19 protein-coding genes and 1 riboswitch are annotated in these 17,536 nt (G+C 39.8%); of the genes, 7 read left to right on the top strand and 12 right to left on the bottom strand.

Going from position 1 to position 17,536, the window contains the following annotated elements; genetic code table 11:
- Positions 1 to 331: 331 nt before the first annotated feature.
- The gene (locus ACQKMH_RS14425) at positions 332 to 1,669 is read right to left on the bottom strand and encodes a PLP-dependent aminotransferase family protein (protein WP_427588190.1); all 1,338 of its coding nucleotides are present in this window, start codon (positions 1,667 to 1,669) and stop codon (positions 332 to 334) included.
- A gap of 116 nt (positions 1,670 to 1,785) precedes the next feature.
- On the opposite strand from ACQKMH_RS14425, the gene ACQKMH_RS14420 reads away from it, so the two are divergent.
- Both ACQKMH_RS14420 and ACQKMH_RS14415 read left to right on the top strand, forming a co-directional pair.
- The gene (locus tag ACQKMH_RS14420; protein ID WP_427588189.1) at positions 1,786 to 2,706 is read left to right on the top strand and encodes a DMT family transporter; all 921 of its coding nucleotides are present in this window, start codon (positions 1,786 to 1,788) and stop codon (positions 2,704 to 2,706) included.
- Positions 2,707 to 2,968: 262 nt separating this feature from the next.
- Positions 2,969 to 3,223 (top strand): EamA family transporter, encoded by a 255-nt coding sequence (locus tag ACQKMH_RS14415; protein ID WP_427588188.1) that lies wholly within the window; start codon positions 2,969 to 2,971, stop codon positions 3,221 to 3,223.
- Positions 3,224 to 3,460: 237 nt separating this feature from the next.
- Here the strand turns inward: ACQKMH_RS14415 and ACQKMH_RS14410 are convergent, their stop codons facing one another.
- From ACQKMH_RS14410 to ACQKMH_RS14395, 4 genes are all read right to left on the bottom strand, one after another.
- Positions 3,461 to 4,567, bottom strand: coding sequence for an iron-containing alcohol dehydrogenase family protein (locus tag ACQKMH_RS14410; RefSeq protein ID WP_427588187.1), 1,107 nt, complete (start codon positions 4,565 to 4,567; stop codon positions 3,461 to 3,463).
- Positions 4,568 to 4,638: 71 nt separating this feature from the next.
- Positions 4,639 to 5,460, bottom strand: coding sequence for a MetQ/NlpA family ABC transporter substrate-binding protein (locus tag ACQKMH_RS14405; RefSeq protein ID WP_427588186.1), 822 nt, complete (start codon positions 5,458 to 5,460; stop codon positions 4,639 to 4,641).
- Positions 5,461 to 5,508: 48 nt separating this feature from the next.
- On the bottom strand, positions 5,509 to 6,177 hold the full coding sequence (locus tag ACQKMH_RS14400) for a methionine ABC transporter permease (protein ID WP_427588185.1): 669 nt from the start codon (positions 6,175 to 6,177) through the stop codon (positions 5,509 to 5,511).
- A complete protein-coding gene (locus ACQKMH_RS14395; protein WP_427588184.1) occupies positions 6,164 to 7,180 on the bottom strand; it encodes a methionine ABC transporter ATP-binding protein in 1,017 nt (338 codons plus the stop codon). The genes ACQKMH_RS14400 and ACQKMH_RS14395 overlap by 14 nt, the downstream gene beginning before the upstream one ends.
- Positions 7,181 to 7,248: 68 nt before the next feature.
- Positions 7,249 to 7,355, bottom strand: a riboswitch (SAM riboswitch).
- A gap of 255 nt (positions 7,356 to 7,610) precedes the next feature.
- Here ACQKMH_RS14395 and ACQKMH_RS14390 point away from each other — a divergent pair.
- On the top strand, positions 7,611 to 8,435 hold the full coding sequence (locus ACQKMH_RS14390; protein WP_427588183.1) for an MBL fold metallo-hydrolase: 825 nt from the start codon (positions 7,611 to 7,613) through the stop codon (positions 8,433 to 8,435).
- A 170-nt stretch (positions 8,436 to 8,605) separates the two neighbouring features.
- On the opposite strand, the gene ACQKMH_RS14385 is transcribed toward ACQKMH_RS14390, so the two are convergent.
- The 6 genes from ACQKMH_RS14385 to ACQKMH_RS14360 all read right to left on the bottom strand — a co-directional run bounded on the left by ACQKMH_RS14385 (position 8,606) and on the right by ACQKMH_RS14360 (position 14,170).
- Positions 8,606 to 8,794, bottom strand: a complete 189-nt coding sequence (locus tag ACQKMH_RS14385) for a hypothetical protein (protein ID WP_427588182.1) — start codon at positions 8,792 to 8,794, stop codon at positions 8,606 to 8,608.
- 97 nt (positions 8,795 to 8,891) lie between these two features.
- Positions 8,892 to 9,095 (bottom strand): YheE family protein, encoded by a 204-nt coding sequence (locus ACQKMH_RS14380; protein WP_427588181.1) that lies wholly within the window; start codon positions 9,093 to 9,095, stop codon positions 8,892 to 8,894.
- A gap of 63 nt (positions 9,096 to 9,158) precedes the next feature.
- The gene (locus tag ACQKMH_RS14375; RefSeq protein ID WP_427588180.1) at positions 9,159 to 10,355 is read right to left on the bottom strand and encodes a YheC/YheD family protein; all 1,197 of its coding nucleotides are present in this window, start codon (positions 10,353 to 10,355) and stop codon (positions 9,159 to 9,161) included.
- Positions 10,352 to 11,719 (bottom strand): YheC/YheD family protein, encoded by a 1,368-nt coding sequence (locus tag ACQKMH_RS14370; protein WP_427588179.1) that lies wholly within the window; start codon positions 11,717 to 11,719, stop codon positions 10,352 to 10,354. Before ACQKMH_RS14370 ends, ACQKMH_RS14375 begins: the two co-directional genes overlap by 4 nt.
- A 3-nt stretch (positions 11,720 to 11,722) precedes the next feature.
- Positions 11,723 to 12,793, bottom strand: a complete 1,071-nt coding sequence (locus ACQKMH_RS14365) for a YheC/YheD family protein (protein WP_427588178.1) — start codon at positions 12,791 to 12,793, stop codon at positions 11,723 to 11,725.
- A 15-nt stretch (positions 12,794 to 12,808) separates the two neighbouring features.
- A complete protein-coding gene (locus tag ACQKMH_RS14360) occupies positions 12,809 to 14,170 on the bottom strand; it encodes a YheC/YheD family protein (RefSeq protein ID WP_427588177.1) in 1,362 nt (453 codons plus the stop codon).
- A gap of 677 nt (positions 14,171 to 14,847) precedes the next feature.
- Between ACQKMH_RS14360 and ACQKMH_RS14355 the strand changes: the two genes are divergently transcribed.
- The 4 genes from ACQKMH_RS14355 (at position 14,848) to ACQKMH_RS14340 (ending at position 16,849) form a co-directional block, all read left to right on the top strand.
- A complete protein-coding gene (locus ACQKMH_RS14355; protein WP_427588176.1) occupies positions 14,848 to 15,204 on the top strand; it encodes a YlbF family regulator in 357 nt (118 codons plus the stop codon).
- A gap of 146 nt (positions 15,205 to 15,350) precedes the next feature.
- The gene (locus ACQKMH_RS14350; protein ID WP_427588175.1) at positions 15,351 to 16,217 is read left to right on the top strand and encodes a Cof-type HAD-IIB family hydrolase; all 867 of its coding nucleotides are present in this window, start codon (positions 15,351 to 15,353) and stop codon (positions 16,215 to 16,217) included.
- A gap of 137 nt (positions 16,218 to 16,354) precedes the next feature.
- On the top strand, positions 16,355 to 16,609 hold the full coding sequence (locus ACQKMH_RS14345) for a transcriptional regulator SplA domain-containing protein (protein ID WP_427588174.1): 255 nt from the start codon (positions 16,355 to 16,357) through the stop codon (positions 16,607 to 16,609).
- Between the two features lie 12 nt (positions 16,610 to 16,621).
- Positions 16,622 to 16,849, top strand: a complete 228-nt coding sequence (locus ACQKMH_RS14340; protein WP_427588173.1) for a hypothetical protein — start codon at positions 16,622 to 16,624, stop codon at positions 16,847 to 16,849.
- Here the strand turns inward: ACQKMH_RS14340 and ACQKMH_RS14335 are convergent.
- On the bottom strand, positions 16,834 to 17,283 hold the full coding sequence (locus ACQKMH_RS14335; protein ID WP_427588172.1) for a DinB family protein: 450 nt from the start codon (positions 17,281 to 17,283) through the stop codon (positions 16,834 to 16,836). The two genes, ACQKMH_RS14340 and ACQKMH_RS14335, sit on opposite strands and share 16 nt — an antisense overlap.
- Positions 17,284 to 17,536 lie beyond the last annotated feature (253 nt).

Here is a 17,536-nt window from a genome sequence, read left to right as displayed (position 1 = left end):
AAAAATTAACTGCTCTATAATGAATAGTGGATACTATGTTTAATATAAGCCCCTCCTGTTTGTCTTTTTATTCAACAATCTAGCCATTTAATGGAATAAGAATTTAGAATAATATACGAATGTAAGTGGATTTTTTTAATGTGAAAATCTATCAGACGATGATAAAGTAAATCTGATTTCGAAGAAGGAATTCTATAGGAGCCGTGAGACAAAATATAAAGATGAATGTATTAGACAAGAGTAAAAGGGTGAGGGATATTAGTCATGTTTAATATCCCTCACCCTTTATGCTTTCGAACAAGGATAGTTTTTGCCTTGCTGAAAGAATTTATTAAAAGTAGTTTTGAGGATTTTTTAATGCACTTGCAATTTTCCTAATTCCTTCTTCAATTCGATGGGCGTCAACATTTGAAACATTCAACTTCAAAATCCGTTCGTGGTAAAAGTCATCTAAATAATTTCTTTCAACTGAATCCAGATATATGCCTTCTTCATGCAAATGATAAACAAATGATTTCATATTCACACGCTTGGGCAGCACAATATGACTATGCATTACAATTTCTGCTGATGATTCGTACGTAGATAAATGATCCTGTATGGATTGATGCAGAATTTTCGCACGTGTATGATAGATGTTACTGACTTTTGTTTTATTATGTTCAAACATACCATTTTTCAAATAGAGATATAATGCGGCTTGTGAAATCATAGAGCTGTCGATATCCGTTGTCATTTTGTATTTTTGAAAAATGTCAATAATTGAAGGAGGAAGAACTGCAAATCCAACTCTTAACCCAGGAAACATAATTTTTGAAAAACTTTTTAAATAGATGACTTTATCGTGGTAATCATCAGCAAAAAGAGGGTCGTTCTTCGGATTGTATTCAAAATCTGCTAAATAATCATCTTCTAAAATGTATACATTATATTGGTCTGCTAATTTTAAAATAGCCTCTTTTTCTTTTTTACCGTATGTAGATCCTAAAGGATTATGGAAGCGTGGCATTGTATAAAAAAATTTAATATCTTCTTCATGAAATATTTGTTCTAGTCGACCTAAATCAATACCTTTCTCGGTACGTTGAATCCCTATTGCTGGCAGCTGTAAGGTTTTTAGCAGATCCATATATAAATGATAGCTAGGTTGCTCAACTAGAATGGTGGAACGATTATTTGGAAAGGGCATCATACTTACTAAAGAAAGAGCCTGTTGAACACCTGTAGTGATGAAAATCTGTTCGTTATGCGTGAATACTTGGTAAGATTCTAACAGTTTTTTAGCTTCTGCTATGAGTGGCGGCCAACCTTTTGGCGTTCCGTAACGAAATAGTTCTTCTTGATAGGTATCAATTGCTTTATTTATGCAGTGTTGAAATTCTTTATAAGGAAATGCATGCCAAGTAGGAGATGCGCTTGCAAAGTCAATTATGTCAGTGGGCAATGGGGTTTTGAAGACGTGATTATCCACAACATAATAACCACTTTTCGGTAGGGAATAAATAATATGTTGCTCCTCCAATTTTTTTAAAGTGGTCAATACCGTGCTTTTACTACAAGAATATTGTTGTGTTAAATTTCGAATGGATGGTAATTTTGCACCGGTCGAAAATTTACCAGACTGAATTTGCAACAGGAGAGATTGATAGATTGATTCATATTTAAGCATCATAAACCTCCTTGCACATCTGTATCGGTACAGATGTGTATTTTTTATATCGTAAAGGTTATTATTTTCTCTTAAGATAAGGGTACCGGCCGGATCAATTTAAGGGGGGAATCGAAATGATTGAAAATAGAAATGCATATATCGCAGTAACCATCTATGCAATCATTATCGGATTGTCATTTATGTTTGTTAAAGTGACATTAACGGTTGCAACACCGTTAGATACATTGGCTCATCGGTTTACCATTGCATGGATCGCTGCCACAGTGTTGTTCGTGTTAAAAAAAGAATCGATCAAAGTAACAAAAAAAGATGTACTGCGGATTGCCTTGTTAGCCATCTTATATCCGACACTCTTTTTTGCTTTTCAAGTATTTGGGTTAGTGCATACATCTTCATCGGAAGCCGGTATTATTCAAGCAACAATACCAATTTTTACATTGATTTTTGCAAGTATCATTTTAAAGGAAACATCTACACGTAGTCAAAAAATAGCGATTGGCTTATCTGTACTCGGTGTGATGTATATTATGTACATGAACGGGGCAGGGGACACAAATACAAGTCTCTTCGGGGCTGGTTTAATTTTACTTTCAGCACTTACCGCCTCACTATACAACGTATTTGCCAGAAGGTTAACACAACGCTATTCGTTATTCACAGTCACATATATCATGACCTTGTTTGGGTTTATAGCTTTTAATGGACTGGCACTGACAAATCATGTAATGAATGGAACAGTCGATCAATTTATGCAACCTTTTGGACACGGGAATTTTGTTCTTGCCATTTTATATTTAGGTATCCTATCGTCTTTAGGAACGTCCTATCTTTCCAACTATGCTTTATCAAAAATAGACGCATCGAAAATGAGTGTTTTCAGTAATTTTGCTACGCTCATTACCATTTTAGCAGGGGTCATTTTTTTAAAAGAGGAATTTCATTTATACCACATAGCAGGATCAATTATCATTATCATCGGTGTTGTTGGTACAAACTATTTTAGTGCAAGGGGCAAATCAAATAAAAAAATTTAGTCTCTTGCTAATCATAAGCTTCATTTGGGGATCTCAATATTTCTTCGTGGAATGAGTAACGAATGATGTAGGTTCCATTTCGTTGTCTGCTTTGAAAGCACTGATCGGTGCAATTTGCTTATCAGTGATAAGTCTGTTCCAATCAAAGAAAAACTACACAACCAATACAAAAAAAATTTTTTGGATTGCTAGTATTGTCCTATTGCCAATGGTATTCCTTTTTGAAAAGCCATTACAAAGCGATATCAATAATTAACAAATAATGTATATTATCTTTTTAGGTATATTCCATGCAGGAATTGTCTATATGCTGTATACTCTCTTAATTCAAGAAGAGGGAGCATTATTTGCCTCTTTTAGCAACTATATTAGCCCGGTTATTGGTGTAATTTTAGGCTATATTATTTTAAAAGATCCATTATTTTTGCAGCATAAGATTGGCATATTAATCATTCTTTTAGCACTTTTGTTTTCGAATCCTGATATTTTTAGAAAATGGGCTAGAAAGGATAATTAATAGAGAATATCCTTGTGTATAATGTGCTTTTGTTCTATAAAAAATCTCTAAACTAAAGTTAATCGGAACAGAAAATAATCTTAAATATTTAAAATTAGGATATTCAACAATCTGGCGCGATTGTTGAACAAGAAGTAAAAGGGTGATACATATTATACATGACTAATATGTATCACCCTTTATTTTTTATGACTTTTTACGATTTAGGTCTTGATAAGGAGATTCCCCATCGTTTTTTTAGTTCATGGATTTGCTTGCATGGTTTGTAAGGATTTCAAGGTTTTCCATGGCGGCTGTCACTTTTTCCTGGCTAATATCAGGGAATAGAAGATGAATGCCTTCCCCTTCTTGGACAGAGATGGCTGCAATTTGTTGAAGTTCCGCTCTGTCTTCAATCTTCAGACCTATATCAGATAATGTCATCGGCAGTTTAAGTGACTTGTATAATGGCAGTAAATGTTGGATTTCTGAGAATTTCCCTTCTAACATTAGCTGGACTAAAATGCCATATGCCACTTTTTCCCCGTGAAGCAAATGATGTGTTTGCGTGATGGAAGTCATGCCATTATGAATGGAGTGGGCACCGGCAATACGCAGGAACTGGTCACCGAAGCCACCAACTAGACCGCTTGTGACGATATTCGTTTCAATCACATGCTTTAGTGCATCTGTCCATTTACCCTTTTTTAAATCTTCGAGGGCTTCCTCGCCATATGTCAATAAAACTTCCTGGCATTGCCTTGCGGCTATGTGCGCCAATTCAATACAGACAGACTTGGTGGCTAGTTTTTCCACGAGTGCATTGCCTTCATACCATTTCGCCAATGTATCACCGATTCCAGCCCGTAAATAGGCAATGGGGGAATCCAATAGTATTCCTGGCTCGATAAGTAACATCCAGGCGCTTCTTTCATGAATGTCATAACGAACATATGAACCATCATTATCATATATGACACTTAGAGGTGTCCATGCAGCGCAGGTGGAAGCCAGAGTTGGAATGAGGATGATATCCTTATGAATCGAGTTTCCGGCCGATTTGGCGAGGTCGAGCAGCTTACCGCCGCCGATGCCGATTATTGCATCCACACCTAATTGAAGAGCAGCCTTCCTGACGCGTTCAATTTCTGAGTCACTGCATTCCCCACTGTATGTGAAGAAGGCGGTTTCAATATTTATTAATGAAGGAAAAAAGGGTTGAGCAGCTTTCCATGATTTTTCTCCATGAATAATGAGTACTTTGCTTATGTTCCCTTTACTCAGTTTTGCTTCCAGGGTGTCAAGAATATTTGCCCTGCAGGCATAATAGGCGGGGCCGCTGCGGACTTCCAGTAGGGTATTCATATTTATTCTCCTTAATGTTTAGGCCTGTTCCCAGAAAAGGGAAACAGGCCTCGAATATTGTGGTTTATTGATCACTTCATCCAAGCTGGTTTTCCGAAACCGGTAAATTTGCTATCAATCACTTTTTCAAATTCGTCGGATTCTACTACGGATTTTATATCCTTGGCAAATTGAGCGTCAACATCCTTTGTATTCACTGCGACAACGTTTCGATACATATCCGGCATATTTTCTAAAACAAGGGCATCCTGGAGTTCCATTTTCGCTGCAAGAGCGAAGTTGCCTGGTACCGCAGATAGGTCAACACTGTCTGTTGCCCGTGGCAATTGAGCGGATTCCAATGGCTTGAATTGGATGTTTTTTGGATTTTTCGTTACATCTTTTTCAGATATTTTTAAAGGATCGACATTTGGATCGACTTCAATTAGCTTTTCATCCACCAGTACTTTTAGTGCACGTGCGAGGTTTACTGGATCATTAGGCACTGCCAGGGATGCACCGTCTTTAATTTCTTTCAGTGTTTTATATTTGTTTGAGTATATCCCCATTGGTGCTGTAGGAACTATGATAAGGTCAGAAAGCTCTAAATCATTTTCTTTAGCGAAGTTATCCATATACACTTTATGCTGGAATAGGTTGGCATCGATCGAGTTGTTGCCAAGTGACTTATTCGGCTGGATATAGTCGGTGAATTCAACGATTTCTATTTTGTACCCGAGATCTTCCAAACCTGGTTTGATGGCTTCTTTAACCATGTCGGCGTAGGGCCCGGTAGTCGCCCCAATCTTCAATTCTTTTTTGTCTTCTGTTTTTGGTGATGCATCATCGCTTCCGCAAGCTGCCAAGCCAAGAGCGAGTGCACAGACTGATAATAATGAAGCTATTTTCTTCAAATGAAATTCCTCCTGAAATGTATTGAATCATTGAAAAAATGAGTGATTCTATCGTTTGTTCACTAAGTATGAAGCTTTGTCACCGACCATTTGAATGATTTGTACAAGGCAGATCAACACGACGATTGTCGTGATCATGACTGTGTTGTCATAACGGTAATATCCGTACCGGATGGCCAGATCCCCGATTCCCCCTCCGCCGATTGTCCCTGCCATTGCTGAGTAACCGATAAGTGAAATGGTCGTTAATGTAAGCCCTTGAATGATTCCCGGTCTTGCCTCTGGAAGAAGTACATCCTTAATGATCATCCATGGAGTGGCACCCACGGCAATGGCAGCTTCAATCACTCCTTTGTCTATTTCACGCAATGCCGATTCAACGATCCTTGCAAAAAAAGGTATCGCGGATACGGATAGGGAAACAGATGCCGCTTTTGGCCCAATCGTTGATCCAGTTAGCAGATCCGTTAAAGGAAGAAGAGCCACCAAGAGAATGATGAAAGGGATTGAACGGACTATATTGACTGCAAAGCCGAGAGATCGATTCACGACGATATTTTCAAAAAATAAATTCCTGGTCGTCGTAAACAGTAACACGCCAAGTGGCAAACCGATAAGAAGGGCTATCGCAAGGGAAATGCCGACCATATAAATCGTTTCAATAAAGGCTTTATTAAGATCCGGTAAAATATTGACGATGGATTCAAGCAGTGACATGTTTTAACACCTCCACAGAGCTGGAACGACTCTTTATATATTCCAATGCCGAATGAATTTGTTCGGCTTCACCAATTAATTCAATGATCAAGATCCCAAATGGGATATCCTGAATATACTCAATCTTACCGTGCAAGATATTACCCTTTACTGAATGGGATTGGAGAGTATCCGAAAGAATCGATTCACCGGCGGTTTGCCCTTCGAATTGAATTTTGATGATCGTTCCTTTACTCTCTTCAACCAAATGTGAGGGAAGTTCGAAATCCAGGACACTGCTAATGAATTGCTTCGTTAACTCCTCTTTAGGCTGTGAAAAGATCTCATATACGGAACCCTCTTCTATTACGCGGCCATCCTGCATGACGGCTACTCGGTGGCATAGTTCTTTGACCACTTCCATTTCATGTGTAATCAGCACGATGGTGATCCCTAGCTCCCGACTTATCTTTTTTAATAACTGTAAAATCGCTTTAGTCGTTGTAGGATCCAGGGCTGAAGTCGCTTCATCACATAATAGTACAGTAGGGTCATTGGCTAGAGCGCGTGCGATGCCTACCCGTTGCTTCTGGCCACCGCTAAGCTGGGCCGGGTAGGCATCTTTTTTATCACTGAGCCCAACGATCTCCAAAAGTTCCAATACACGTAACCTGATGGCAGCCTTCGATTGGCGTGCAGCCTTCAACGCGAAAGCAACATTTTCAAAAACGGTTTTGGAACTGACCAAAGAAAAGTGTTGAAATATCATTCCGATTTTTTGACGTTGTTTACGAAGCTCTTTGCTTGATAAAGTGGTTAAGTCAATCCCGTCAATGATGATATTTCCTCCTGTCGGACGTTCAAGCAAATTCAAGCAGCGGAGTAATGAGCTTTTTCCGGCTCCGCTGTAGCCGACAATTCCGTACACTTCCCCTTTTTGAATGGTCAAAGATACGTTATCCACTCCGATAACTCGGTTTTTTTTCGAGATGTATTCCTTTCGGACCGAACGGATTTCAATCATGAACCTTCCCCCTTAAACATAAAAAAACTGTCTCCATTATTCTGAAAGAGGCAGCGAAATTATATCTCGTCTTATCTTTCAGAATGCAATCATTCTGCAGGAAGTGGCACCGTTCCCGATCGGGGCGGTTGCCGGACATCACAGGGCCTGATCCCTCCGTCACTCTTGATAAGTAAATTATTATTATTTTGGAATATTTCAAGTTTTTTAATATAATCTATATTATTTGTTAATTTATCCATTGTCAATCGATTCTGTAATTTTAGAATAATTTTTTTGCCTGACCAAATGGTTATGATGCCATTTTCATATCTTTCCTTCCAGGTGGATTATTCCATTATTTCCTTGTCAAATGTGTAAAGAGATAATACATTTATTGTAATAATGTGAAAAAGATAAACTATTTTTACAATGATGGGGGAGGCAATGCATGATAGAAATCAAGACGGTAAATGATGTGGTTTGTGTGCACGGGACTCCAAGTGGGATCAAATCGGGGATGAGTGTCTATGTCTTTGTAACGGATGGTCTATTGATTGATACGGGCGCACAGATATTGTTGGAAGAACTTATTCCATTCTATGAGACTGCCGATTTCGATTTAGTGGCCCTTACGCATTATCATGAGGACCATACGGGGGGAGCAGCCTGGATAAAGGAACATAAACAGGTCCCGATATTTATTCATCCGATGTCGGTCGATGTTTGTGCGAGGGATGCTGAATATCCTGAATATCGCAAAAAATTTTGGGGGAAGAGAGACGCATTTAAAGCTGAGCCGCTAGGGAAGACCATTCATTCCCGTACCCAAACGTGGGAGCCGATTTTTACTCCTGGTCATGCAAAAGACCATATGGTGTTTTTGAATCACAGTAATGGCATGCTCTTTTCAGGTGATCTTTTCGTAACACCAAAAACAAAGCTTGTCCTAAGGGAAGAGTCAGTCCCGGTCATCATCGATTCCATAAAAAGATTACTCCAATATGACTTTAAGGATGTTTTTTGCTGTCATGCGGGGCATGTTCCCGAAGGAAAGGAAATGTTTCGAAAAAAACTGGATTATTTGGAAAACCTACGTGGTGAAATTTTGCGTTTACATGATCAAGGACTGACCGTTCATGAAATACAGCAAGTCGTTTTACCGAATCGCTATCCCCTTATCGAGAGATCTGACCATGAATGGGATTCGGAGCATATCATTACATCGATTTTAAACGAAAATGTTTTGAGTGCGAGGGAGAATGGGACTATTTGAATGCTATCCGTTTAACTGTCCGACTGCATGTTTTCTATTTGTCATTCAAGAACTTGAATGACTTATAAAAGTCGGATTTTATGTAGGGGGAATGCAGTGCAAGCATATTTTCTTGATACGGAGATGAACGGGATAAAGGGGCGGGTTCTCCATAAGAGAACCCACCATCGTTAGTTGTTGACATTGGGATCGGTTTCATCATAAAAATCATGTGCTTCCTCGATGTTTCGAAGATTAGCGACTTCATATACATTTCCGCCTGCCATTCCTTCATTGATGATACGGTCAATATCCAGGTAAACGGAGTCCTTGCCATCATATTCGGTATCTTTCAAAAATGTCATTTTTTCTTTATCCAAAATAAATCCCTCCTAACCTTTTCATTAGTTTTAGGCAAAGGAGGTTTTTTTATTCTGTTTAGGGATTTCATGAATGTAAAAGGGTGGGTTCATTCATTCATTCATATACATGGAAGACCATTAAGTCATGGATCATGCTTTTGAGTTTGGTTTCATCTGTTTCGGAAGGCGGGTTGGCTGTCCACTCGATGGATCCATCTTTATGATACAAAGCTTGGACTACCTGTTTGTTGAAGAAAAAGGAAATTTTCCATCCTGGCAGATTCTTATGCAGTGGTGCCCATTGAAAATGAGTGATCATATGTATTACCTCCATATATGCTGTCTCTCATTTAATTATAATGGAAAACGGCAGCTGGAGGTGTTATTTTATTGTCAGGTTGGAAAAAGTTAATTCAATGAAAAGATTTTTTAAATGTAAAAGCCGGTTGGCTTCAATTTCCTCTTCATCGAATTGCATGGGCTTTGAGTTCACTTCGTATATGAAGAGCGAGCCCGATTCATCTTCGCCTATATCAATGGAAAACTCTCCAAGAAATCCGATTTTTTTTGAAAGAATCTCTCCGCATTTTTGAGCAATATTCGCCAAGTTTAGATCCAAACTTCTTGATTGGAGGCTTTGATAGGGGAAAAGCTTACCCCCTCTCGGAGTGTGGGTAGTGATTTCCTGTGTTTGTGACATCCTTACAGCTTTGCCAGTCACATTATAAAATCCCTTTTCATAATGGACGAGAATCCGGTAATCGTAACGATGACCAAGAAGTTTTTTTGGTATGATCGCTCGTTGAGCAAGGTAGCTTCTTTTTAATAAATCCCTTTTTTTTGTTTCCCAGAATGAAGTGAAATCCGGAAAGGATTCACCATGTTTTAGGCTATTGAACAAAAGTGTACCATCAGGATTTTTGATGATGGTGTAAATGCCCTTCCCTTGGCTTCCTTTGCAAGGTTTTAGGTATATATGCTTGTGGGCCTCCAGGAAAGCATTAAGGCATTCGCCGTTTCGCAGCAATGTCGTGGGCGGAAGGTGATTGGAAAGGAATTCATCTTCCTTTAATGCTTCAAACATTACATATTTATCTAAAAAACAGGGATTGAATAGAATCATTCGGTGCTCTTTGATGTGGTTGATGATCCGTTCGAATTCACCGGATGACTCGTAGCGCCTCGATGGAATCCGGTTATAGACAATGTCAGGGAGCGGCATCCTGCACTCGATCCACTTGTTTGTTTCGGAGGAAAAGACATATCCTCTCAATGACTCCGAATGAAGGGCGTTTCCTGTGAATGCATAGGTCAAAATTCCATGTTTCGATAAATATAACGATAAATCCCGAAAAAGGGTCAAGTTTCCTCCTAAACCTGATTCCCTTTTGGGATTGAAAGAAGTCAATATCCCAACGACGAGCATCCTGGAAACGGGAAATATCGTGATTGGTAATAGTGTTTGATTCAAATGGTCCTTTTTATAGCGGATTTCTTCCGCGGCAGCGCCGGCGAATAGTTCTCCATTCTCTTGGGTGTGGTACCAAGATTCAGAGGGGATATCGTAAAAAATATTCATCGCTGCACACTGATGGCATTTGTAATCGTCTGTTCCGTAAGATAAATGGCGTAATCCAGGCTAAGCTTTCGGGTTAACAATTCAAAATCCTTGAGTTTTGGATGTGAGAATATGGAGCGTCCTGGTTTCGAATTTGCTTCAAACATCCAAACCTGGCCCTTTTTATCCAATCCAAAATCAAATCCGATTTCTGCGATGATTCCGTCCATGTGTCTTTCAATACTGTCACTTAATACTAGTGCGGCTTCCGAGAGCTTTTTCTCGACTTCTTTTGCTTCAGCGTCATCTCCGAAAAGTTCAGCAATCGTTTTGATGACCCCGCCACTTTTAATATGGGTCGTGACGCTGCCGGTACCGGCAATTTTAGCGGCGATGGCGGTTACCTGCCATATACCATTACTGTCCTTGTTCGTATGAACGCGGAAATCCACTGGGCGTTTTTCGGATCGTATTAATGGAATGCCCTGCTGCACGATAAGATTTTCAAGCGGTCGGTCATGAAAGATATGTTTAACGATGGATTCAAGTGTGGAAAACTTTTGCAATTTATTTTCCTTAGCTTCATTTGTATAGCGGCAATAATACACATCATCATGCTTATCGTAAAGAATTTGATGAATGCCTAGACCCAAGCTGCCATGAATGGGCTTTATATAAACTTGACGGTAGTGGGAAAGAAGGGTTTCTACCACAGATATGGATTGAAATGGATACGTTTCCGGTAAATAAGGCAGGGCCCGCTCATCCGCACATAACCTTTCATTTACATCCCATTTATTGAAAAAACCTGGATTGTACCATGGAATGGTATATTCTTTTTGGAATTTTTGCTTCACTTCTTTAGGTCCATCGCGGTTTTCCGTCAAACGATTGGGAAGCCGGTCATAAATGACATTTGGAAAAGGGAATTCATCAATGTGCCAGTTATCGTTCTCAAACACATAACCCTTGATTGTCTCCTCATCCCAATTGATTACATTCTCTCCGAAAACAAAGGGGATACAGCCTGTTGTTTTGCTCAGGGAAAGGAGCTTTGAGAAAAAATCCGATCTTTCCCCTAGCGGTTTGTTTGAAAGGCCGGTGAAGCCTGAAGAAAAAATTCCAACCAGCGGTCCGATATGGATGCTTTTGCCGTATATGAATAAATGAAGAGGAATATCGGTGTGATCGAATATAAGCGATTCCGCGAGACTTTCCGATAGGACGATTGATTGATTGATGGCCGGGTTTTGTTTCACGGTGGCAGGACATGAATGTTGTCCGAAATAGATTAATTCAATCTCTGCCAAATCTCCAAGTTCTGAAGGGTAGAAGAGGACATTGCCAGGGATAGCGGCAATTTCTGCAGGATAAGTCTTTCTCATTTTTTATTCACCTGCTTTCTGAAGATGTTCGGCTAAATACTGGCTATATTGAAAAGGTGCGCGATGTATATCTTTCATGGTCTCCGGCTGTAGTAGCTGAATGATTTTCCTGCCAGGTTTCGAGTTAATGTCCATTATCCATATTTGCCCTTTTTTATCGATACCTAGATCAATTCCCAACTCGAATAGCCTTTCAAAGACAGCTTCGGTTTCTGCAGGCAGTGTACGAAGGATATGCTGGATCTTTTGTTCGACAGGAATCGTAATGGCTTCCGGATTATTCTTGATGAAAGTATCCAATGAAATGGCTTCCCCGCCAGTGGCCAAATTTGAGGTAATACTATCTTTTTGTCCCGTGCGAATGCCGCGGCACCGTTCCATCCATTGATTTTTTTCGTTTTTTTGAAGTAAAATCCGCAAATCGAATGGTTCGTTTTTTTGATTGCGAAGTTCCAAATATGGCTGGCAAAGGTAACGGTATCGATTTAATAAATGCTGAAGCCATTTGTTCAGCTGAGATGTAGAGGTAAATGGGCGCTCGTATTTGGTGCCTTTCTTCGTCATGGATACCAAAGTGCCTTCTTCGGTTTTTGAAAGTAGATAGATTCCTGTGCCGCCCGCACCGAATTCAGGTTTGATAATGACTTTATTCAAGCGTTCCAAATGACCGATAATATCTTCAGATGTCGTTACTTGAAAGGTCTCTGGAAAAAATGCTTGTAGCAGGGGGTGTTTTTTTAGGATTTGGTAAACTTCCCACTTTCCAGGAAGGCCGAGCCCCAAAAAATTAGAATGACCTTTTAACCAATCGATTTTATCCCGCGTTTCGGTTGTCTCGCGCGATAATCCATGGAAACAGCGGTCATATACAAAATCGGGTAAATCAAAAGATGTAGGAATCCACGTTTCTTTCTCAGCATCAAAACGCTCGCCCCGCACTTTCTTTAATTCCATATCAATATTTTCCGGTGTGAATTTACAAACTTTCATATTGAATGATTTAGCCGTTTTGGCTATTTCGGTGAAGTAGTTGTTTTCATGTATATCCGACGTGGCCATTAATCCAATTAACACGTGCTAGCAACTCCTTTATGGATGGTTTTCGCGGTTAAGGGTAAGCATGAAGTCTATGATGGATTTTACTGATGGACGAAAAGTTTCATAGTTGCCTTGAAATTTTTTCGATGGTTTCGAATTCACTTCGATGATCCATGGGTGGGTGTCGGAATCTAGAGCTAAATCAATCCCTAACTCCCCGAATAGATCGTCATGGTTTTCAACCAAAGCCTGGGCAGTGTTTTTAGCCAACCTTATCAGCTTTTGATACATGCGGATAGCTTCCTGATGGTCAAATACTTCCTTTAGAAAATCCGAGCCGTTTTTCATCACCCCCCCTTGTGCTAGATTGGAAACGATGGTACCAGGATCTCCAATCCGGGCAACCATCGATGTAACTTTCCATTGAAATTCATCATTCTGATGAAGGAGTATGCGGAAATCAAGCTTTCTCTGATCAGTTTCGAATAGGGAAATCCCTTTTTGAAGGATGTAGGCTTGTTTTCTGGAAAAGATTTTTAAGGTTTTAAACAACTTTTCATCCGTGTCTGCAAAATGCACATCCTCTATATTTCCGGAGTGTTCGATTTTCCATTTTCCGGAAACTTGCGTTAATCTACATATATTCCTGCCTTGACTGCCTGACGCCGGTTTGAAATAGACGACCGAATGCTTTTCAATAAATGTCAAAAAGGGTTCCTTCTCGTTAAAAAGAATCGTATCAGGCAAATTGGGGAGCAACGCATTTTCTAAGAGAAGCAGCTCATGTACATCATACTTGGAAAGGAACCTTCCGTTGAACATTGGTATCGACCGTGCCTCGAGTTCAGTTTTAAACAGCTCGAAGGAATGCGATACTTCAAGTTTGCGTGAATGTATCCGATTATAAAGTACATCCGGAGTGGGAAGTGTTATCGGTTGCCAACCATTTTGACCTGACAAATATCCTTCCACTACTCCTTCTTCAAGAGACTGTAATTTAACTAAATAGAAGGGGATCGCCTGTTGAATACAGTATGAATTCATTTCCTGATAAAATTTCTCCATCTCGCCGAAAGTCCCGTCTTGCAAGGGAGACTGGTTCATGAGTAACGCCAAGAAAGGACCTATTTTAATTGACTTTCTTTCCGCATGAAATGAGACGGAGATTGGATCTGAAAAAGCAGGCAGGGACAACATTTGATTCATATCATAAGAAAGTTTCAGTGTCGGCTGGGATGAAGGGAATGGTTGGACAAGAACAGGGACGGAACGGCATCCAGCCTGGATCGTAACAGGTTCTCCAAATTGAAGGCCCCATTCCTCAAATAGTTTTTCTTCGATAAACAGTAGTGCCTTCTTTCTAGTCACCGCAGGATTTACCGTTATGAAAACTTTCTGATGGTTAAGGTTCATATTAATTCCCCGTTTGCACTAAGTTTGAAGTCCTTTATTAATTAAATGATGGGCAAAAGTGGATATCACATTCTATGTTTTTTTAATTAGAAGGTGTCATTAAGCCCTGTATTTCAAGCGATAAAAGGAAAAATTTCATGGATGAGTTTTGAATAAAGATACCGTTTAAGGATGTTAGCTTAATGGGAGGCTTCCCTAATATATTGCCTTTCAGATGCTGTTTTGAGCTAGCAATCCATCTATATTTTCGGGAAGCGGTGCCGTTGACACCAGGGCTGATGAGCAAGCTGAAGAATAAGTTAGAAAAATCAGTTAGGCAAGTTGGTCGTTGATCATTTAATCATGCACAGAGGTCATTCAACATAAAGTCGTAAATGATGCTCTATACAGAATATGAAAATTTTCGTTCAGGCAGAAGTAAAGAAAGCGTTGTCCATGGAAAAAAGTACAGCTCAAGTGCTTGAGCAATTAGGGTTGAAGAATTCTTCTACAAGCAAAACAGAGGTGACAAGGAGTCGTTCTTTAAACAAATTGTCGTAAATTACATACCTAGGGGCGTCGTTGGTGGGATTATCGGATTATTTCAACTGTTTTATTAGGATGACGTGTAATTAGCAATCGGATTTGTTATAGTGGAAAAGGTGTAGGAATACAATGATTACCGGGAGGGGAAATAAATGAGTAACGTATATGATGCAGCGTATGAAATGGAAAAGGCAATTCGGGCAAGTAATGAATATGCGGACTTGAATCGTTTATATGATCTTGTCAATTCTGATGAAGCAACAAAAGGAATGTTTGAAAACTTCCGTAATCTGCAGATGTCATTGCAGCAAAAGCAAATGATGGGACAGGAGATTGCACCTGAAGAGGTTGAGCAAGCACAAAAGACGGTACAGCTTGTCCAACAAAACCCAACCATTTCACAATTGATGGAAGCTGAACAACGGATGAGTATGGTCATCGCAGATCTTAATAAAATTATCATGAAGCCGCTTGAAGATTTATACGGCTTGCCTGAGCAACAGCAATAAGCTGTTGGAGACTCCCTGCCTATATGGTTGGGAGTTTTTTTCTGTCCGAAAGCATCGTATGCAAGGGCAGTGAACTACTATTTGTTCTACTCTCTAAATTTTAGTCATAAATTTTAAAGAGGATATTACAGATGGGGGAGATCAGCATGGTATATCGTCTACTTGCGGTCAATATCGACGGGACATTGCTCCAGTCGAATGGCCGATTAAATAAATCGACTAAAGAAGCAATCGATTATGTGCACCAAAAAGGTGTCCATGTTGCACTTGTGACGTCAAGGAACTATCACTCCGCAAAAAAAGTGGCCAAAGCCTTAAAAATAAATCCGATGATCGTCGCCCAGCAAGGAGCATTTGTCGGGGCTTCCATTGAAAAACCCATAATGGTAAAAAGAATATCGGAAGAACTGACTGCGGAGCTCGTGCAAATGCTAGAAAAGACAACGTGCCAAATTTTGCTCATTCATGAAAAATACTCGCTTGGTAATCGAGTGAACCTTCCGGAGAATTTATTGGGCAAAACGGTGATGTATTTGAATGATCAAAATATTTATGCTCAAAATTATGTGGATGATATCAGTGAAGAGCTTATTGACCAACCGATGGCCCCGACGAAAATGGATATAATATTTTCAGAACAAAGTGACCGAAATGATATGCTGAAGTTAATAAAGGAAATGTTCCCGGAGGTAGACGCAATCTTACATCCGGGCCATAAGATGACAGTTGTTCCAAAGGGAGTTTCAAAATGGAGTGGTGTATTGTATTTAGCCGACCACTTAGAGGTTAAAAGAACGGAGATCGTCTCGATTGGAGATGGATTGGATGATATGGAGATGATAGCGGGTTCTGGTCTCGGTGTTGCCATGGGGAACGCGGATGAGGAAGTGAGGAGAGTGGCAAAATGGGTGACGCGCTCCAATGATCAAGATGGTGTTGCTTACATGCTGAGGGAATTTTTCCGGAAACAGCATCCTATCGAATTTTTGCAGAAGATGAATATGCTTAAGTGATTGATGAGACTCCTTCATATAGAAGGAGTCTCTTTTGCATAATTCCGATTCCCCTGGACTAGTAATTTTCCATAAATAATTCTAACCACCTTTCCATAAACTAAAGAAAATTTAGTAAAGGAAAGGAAGAATTCCAAATGGGTGTAATCAATGCAAAAGAGGTACAAGTCGGTGACGAGGTGTTTGTGATTTATAATAACCCACATGTTCCAACCGTTTCGAATATTAGGGCCGCTGAGATTGTCCCACATCCCAAAAATCCCAATGCAGTCGCGTTGTTCCTGAACGATACATTCCATACCATTGAAGATGATGATGCTTTGTTCACTTCCGAAGCCGCTGCCGAAAAAGCGTATAGCGACTACATGGATCAACATGACCAGTTGACTTGAAGGTTCGTTTTCTTGGAGAAGGAACAAAAGAAAGCCCTCGCTTTAGATGCGGGGGCTCCTGTTAGTTTATGGGTTGTAGCACATAAAGGGAATGCTCCAAACTTATGGGTAACATACAAATTCACGAGAAAAGCAGAAAACTCACGAGTAAACGCTCCGAATTCGGGTCATAAAAAAACTGCCACTCATTTTGGATGCAAATTGAGCGGCAGTATGTGGCTTTATCAGTTAGTAGATTGAATGAAGAGTTTCATAGCGTGAATTTGTCCAATATGATTCGTTTCGTGCAGGACTACGAAATTAATGAATTCCCCCACTGTTTCCATTCCTTGGAAAGGTTGTGCTACTTTTTCCGTCAAGCTCTCTTCTGGAATTTCAAGAAGGCGAACAAGTTGTTCTTGCAACTGTTGCTTTAATACTTCTACGGAAGGTACATCCCCGGTCCATTCGGCTGGTTTTGAACCATATCCGAATAGCTGGCTGTAATGAGCAGGCAGATTACTGTTGGAGTTCAATAAAAATTTTTCCGCTGCAGTCAGAACATGTCCAAGATGCCAGTGGATCGTATTATTAAATCCTGCAGGCTGCACATCCATAAACTCAGGATTGACTCCCTCGATTTCTCTTAAAAGACTTCGGCGCATGACTGTCAGCTGATTTTTTACATAATTCATTCTATACATTCCCCTTTCAATCTATGATTCAAAAAAGTATCTCACCGAATTATAGCAAGGACGTTTCAATATTATCAAATTTAAGCCTTTTCAAAAGAGGGCACAATTAAGTTCATTCTAAGGGTTGTAATTGTCAGATAATTCATTATAATTAAAACAATGTTATATAATATTACGCAGTTATGTAAAGGTGATGATCATAATGAGACGAATTAGGTAATTGGATCCGTGTGAGATGCATGTGATGCAATGA

This window comes from Peribacillus sp. NPDC097895, assembly GCF_050277555.1.
Lineage (GTDB): Bacteria > Bacillota > Bacilli > Bacillales > DSM-1321 > Peribacillus.
This window is presented reverse-complemented; position numbering and strand designations above follow the sequence as displayed.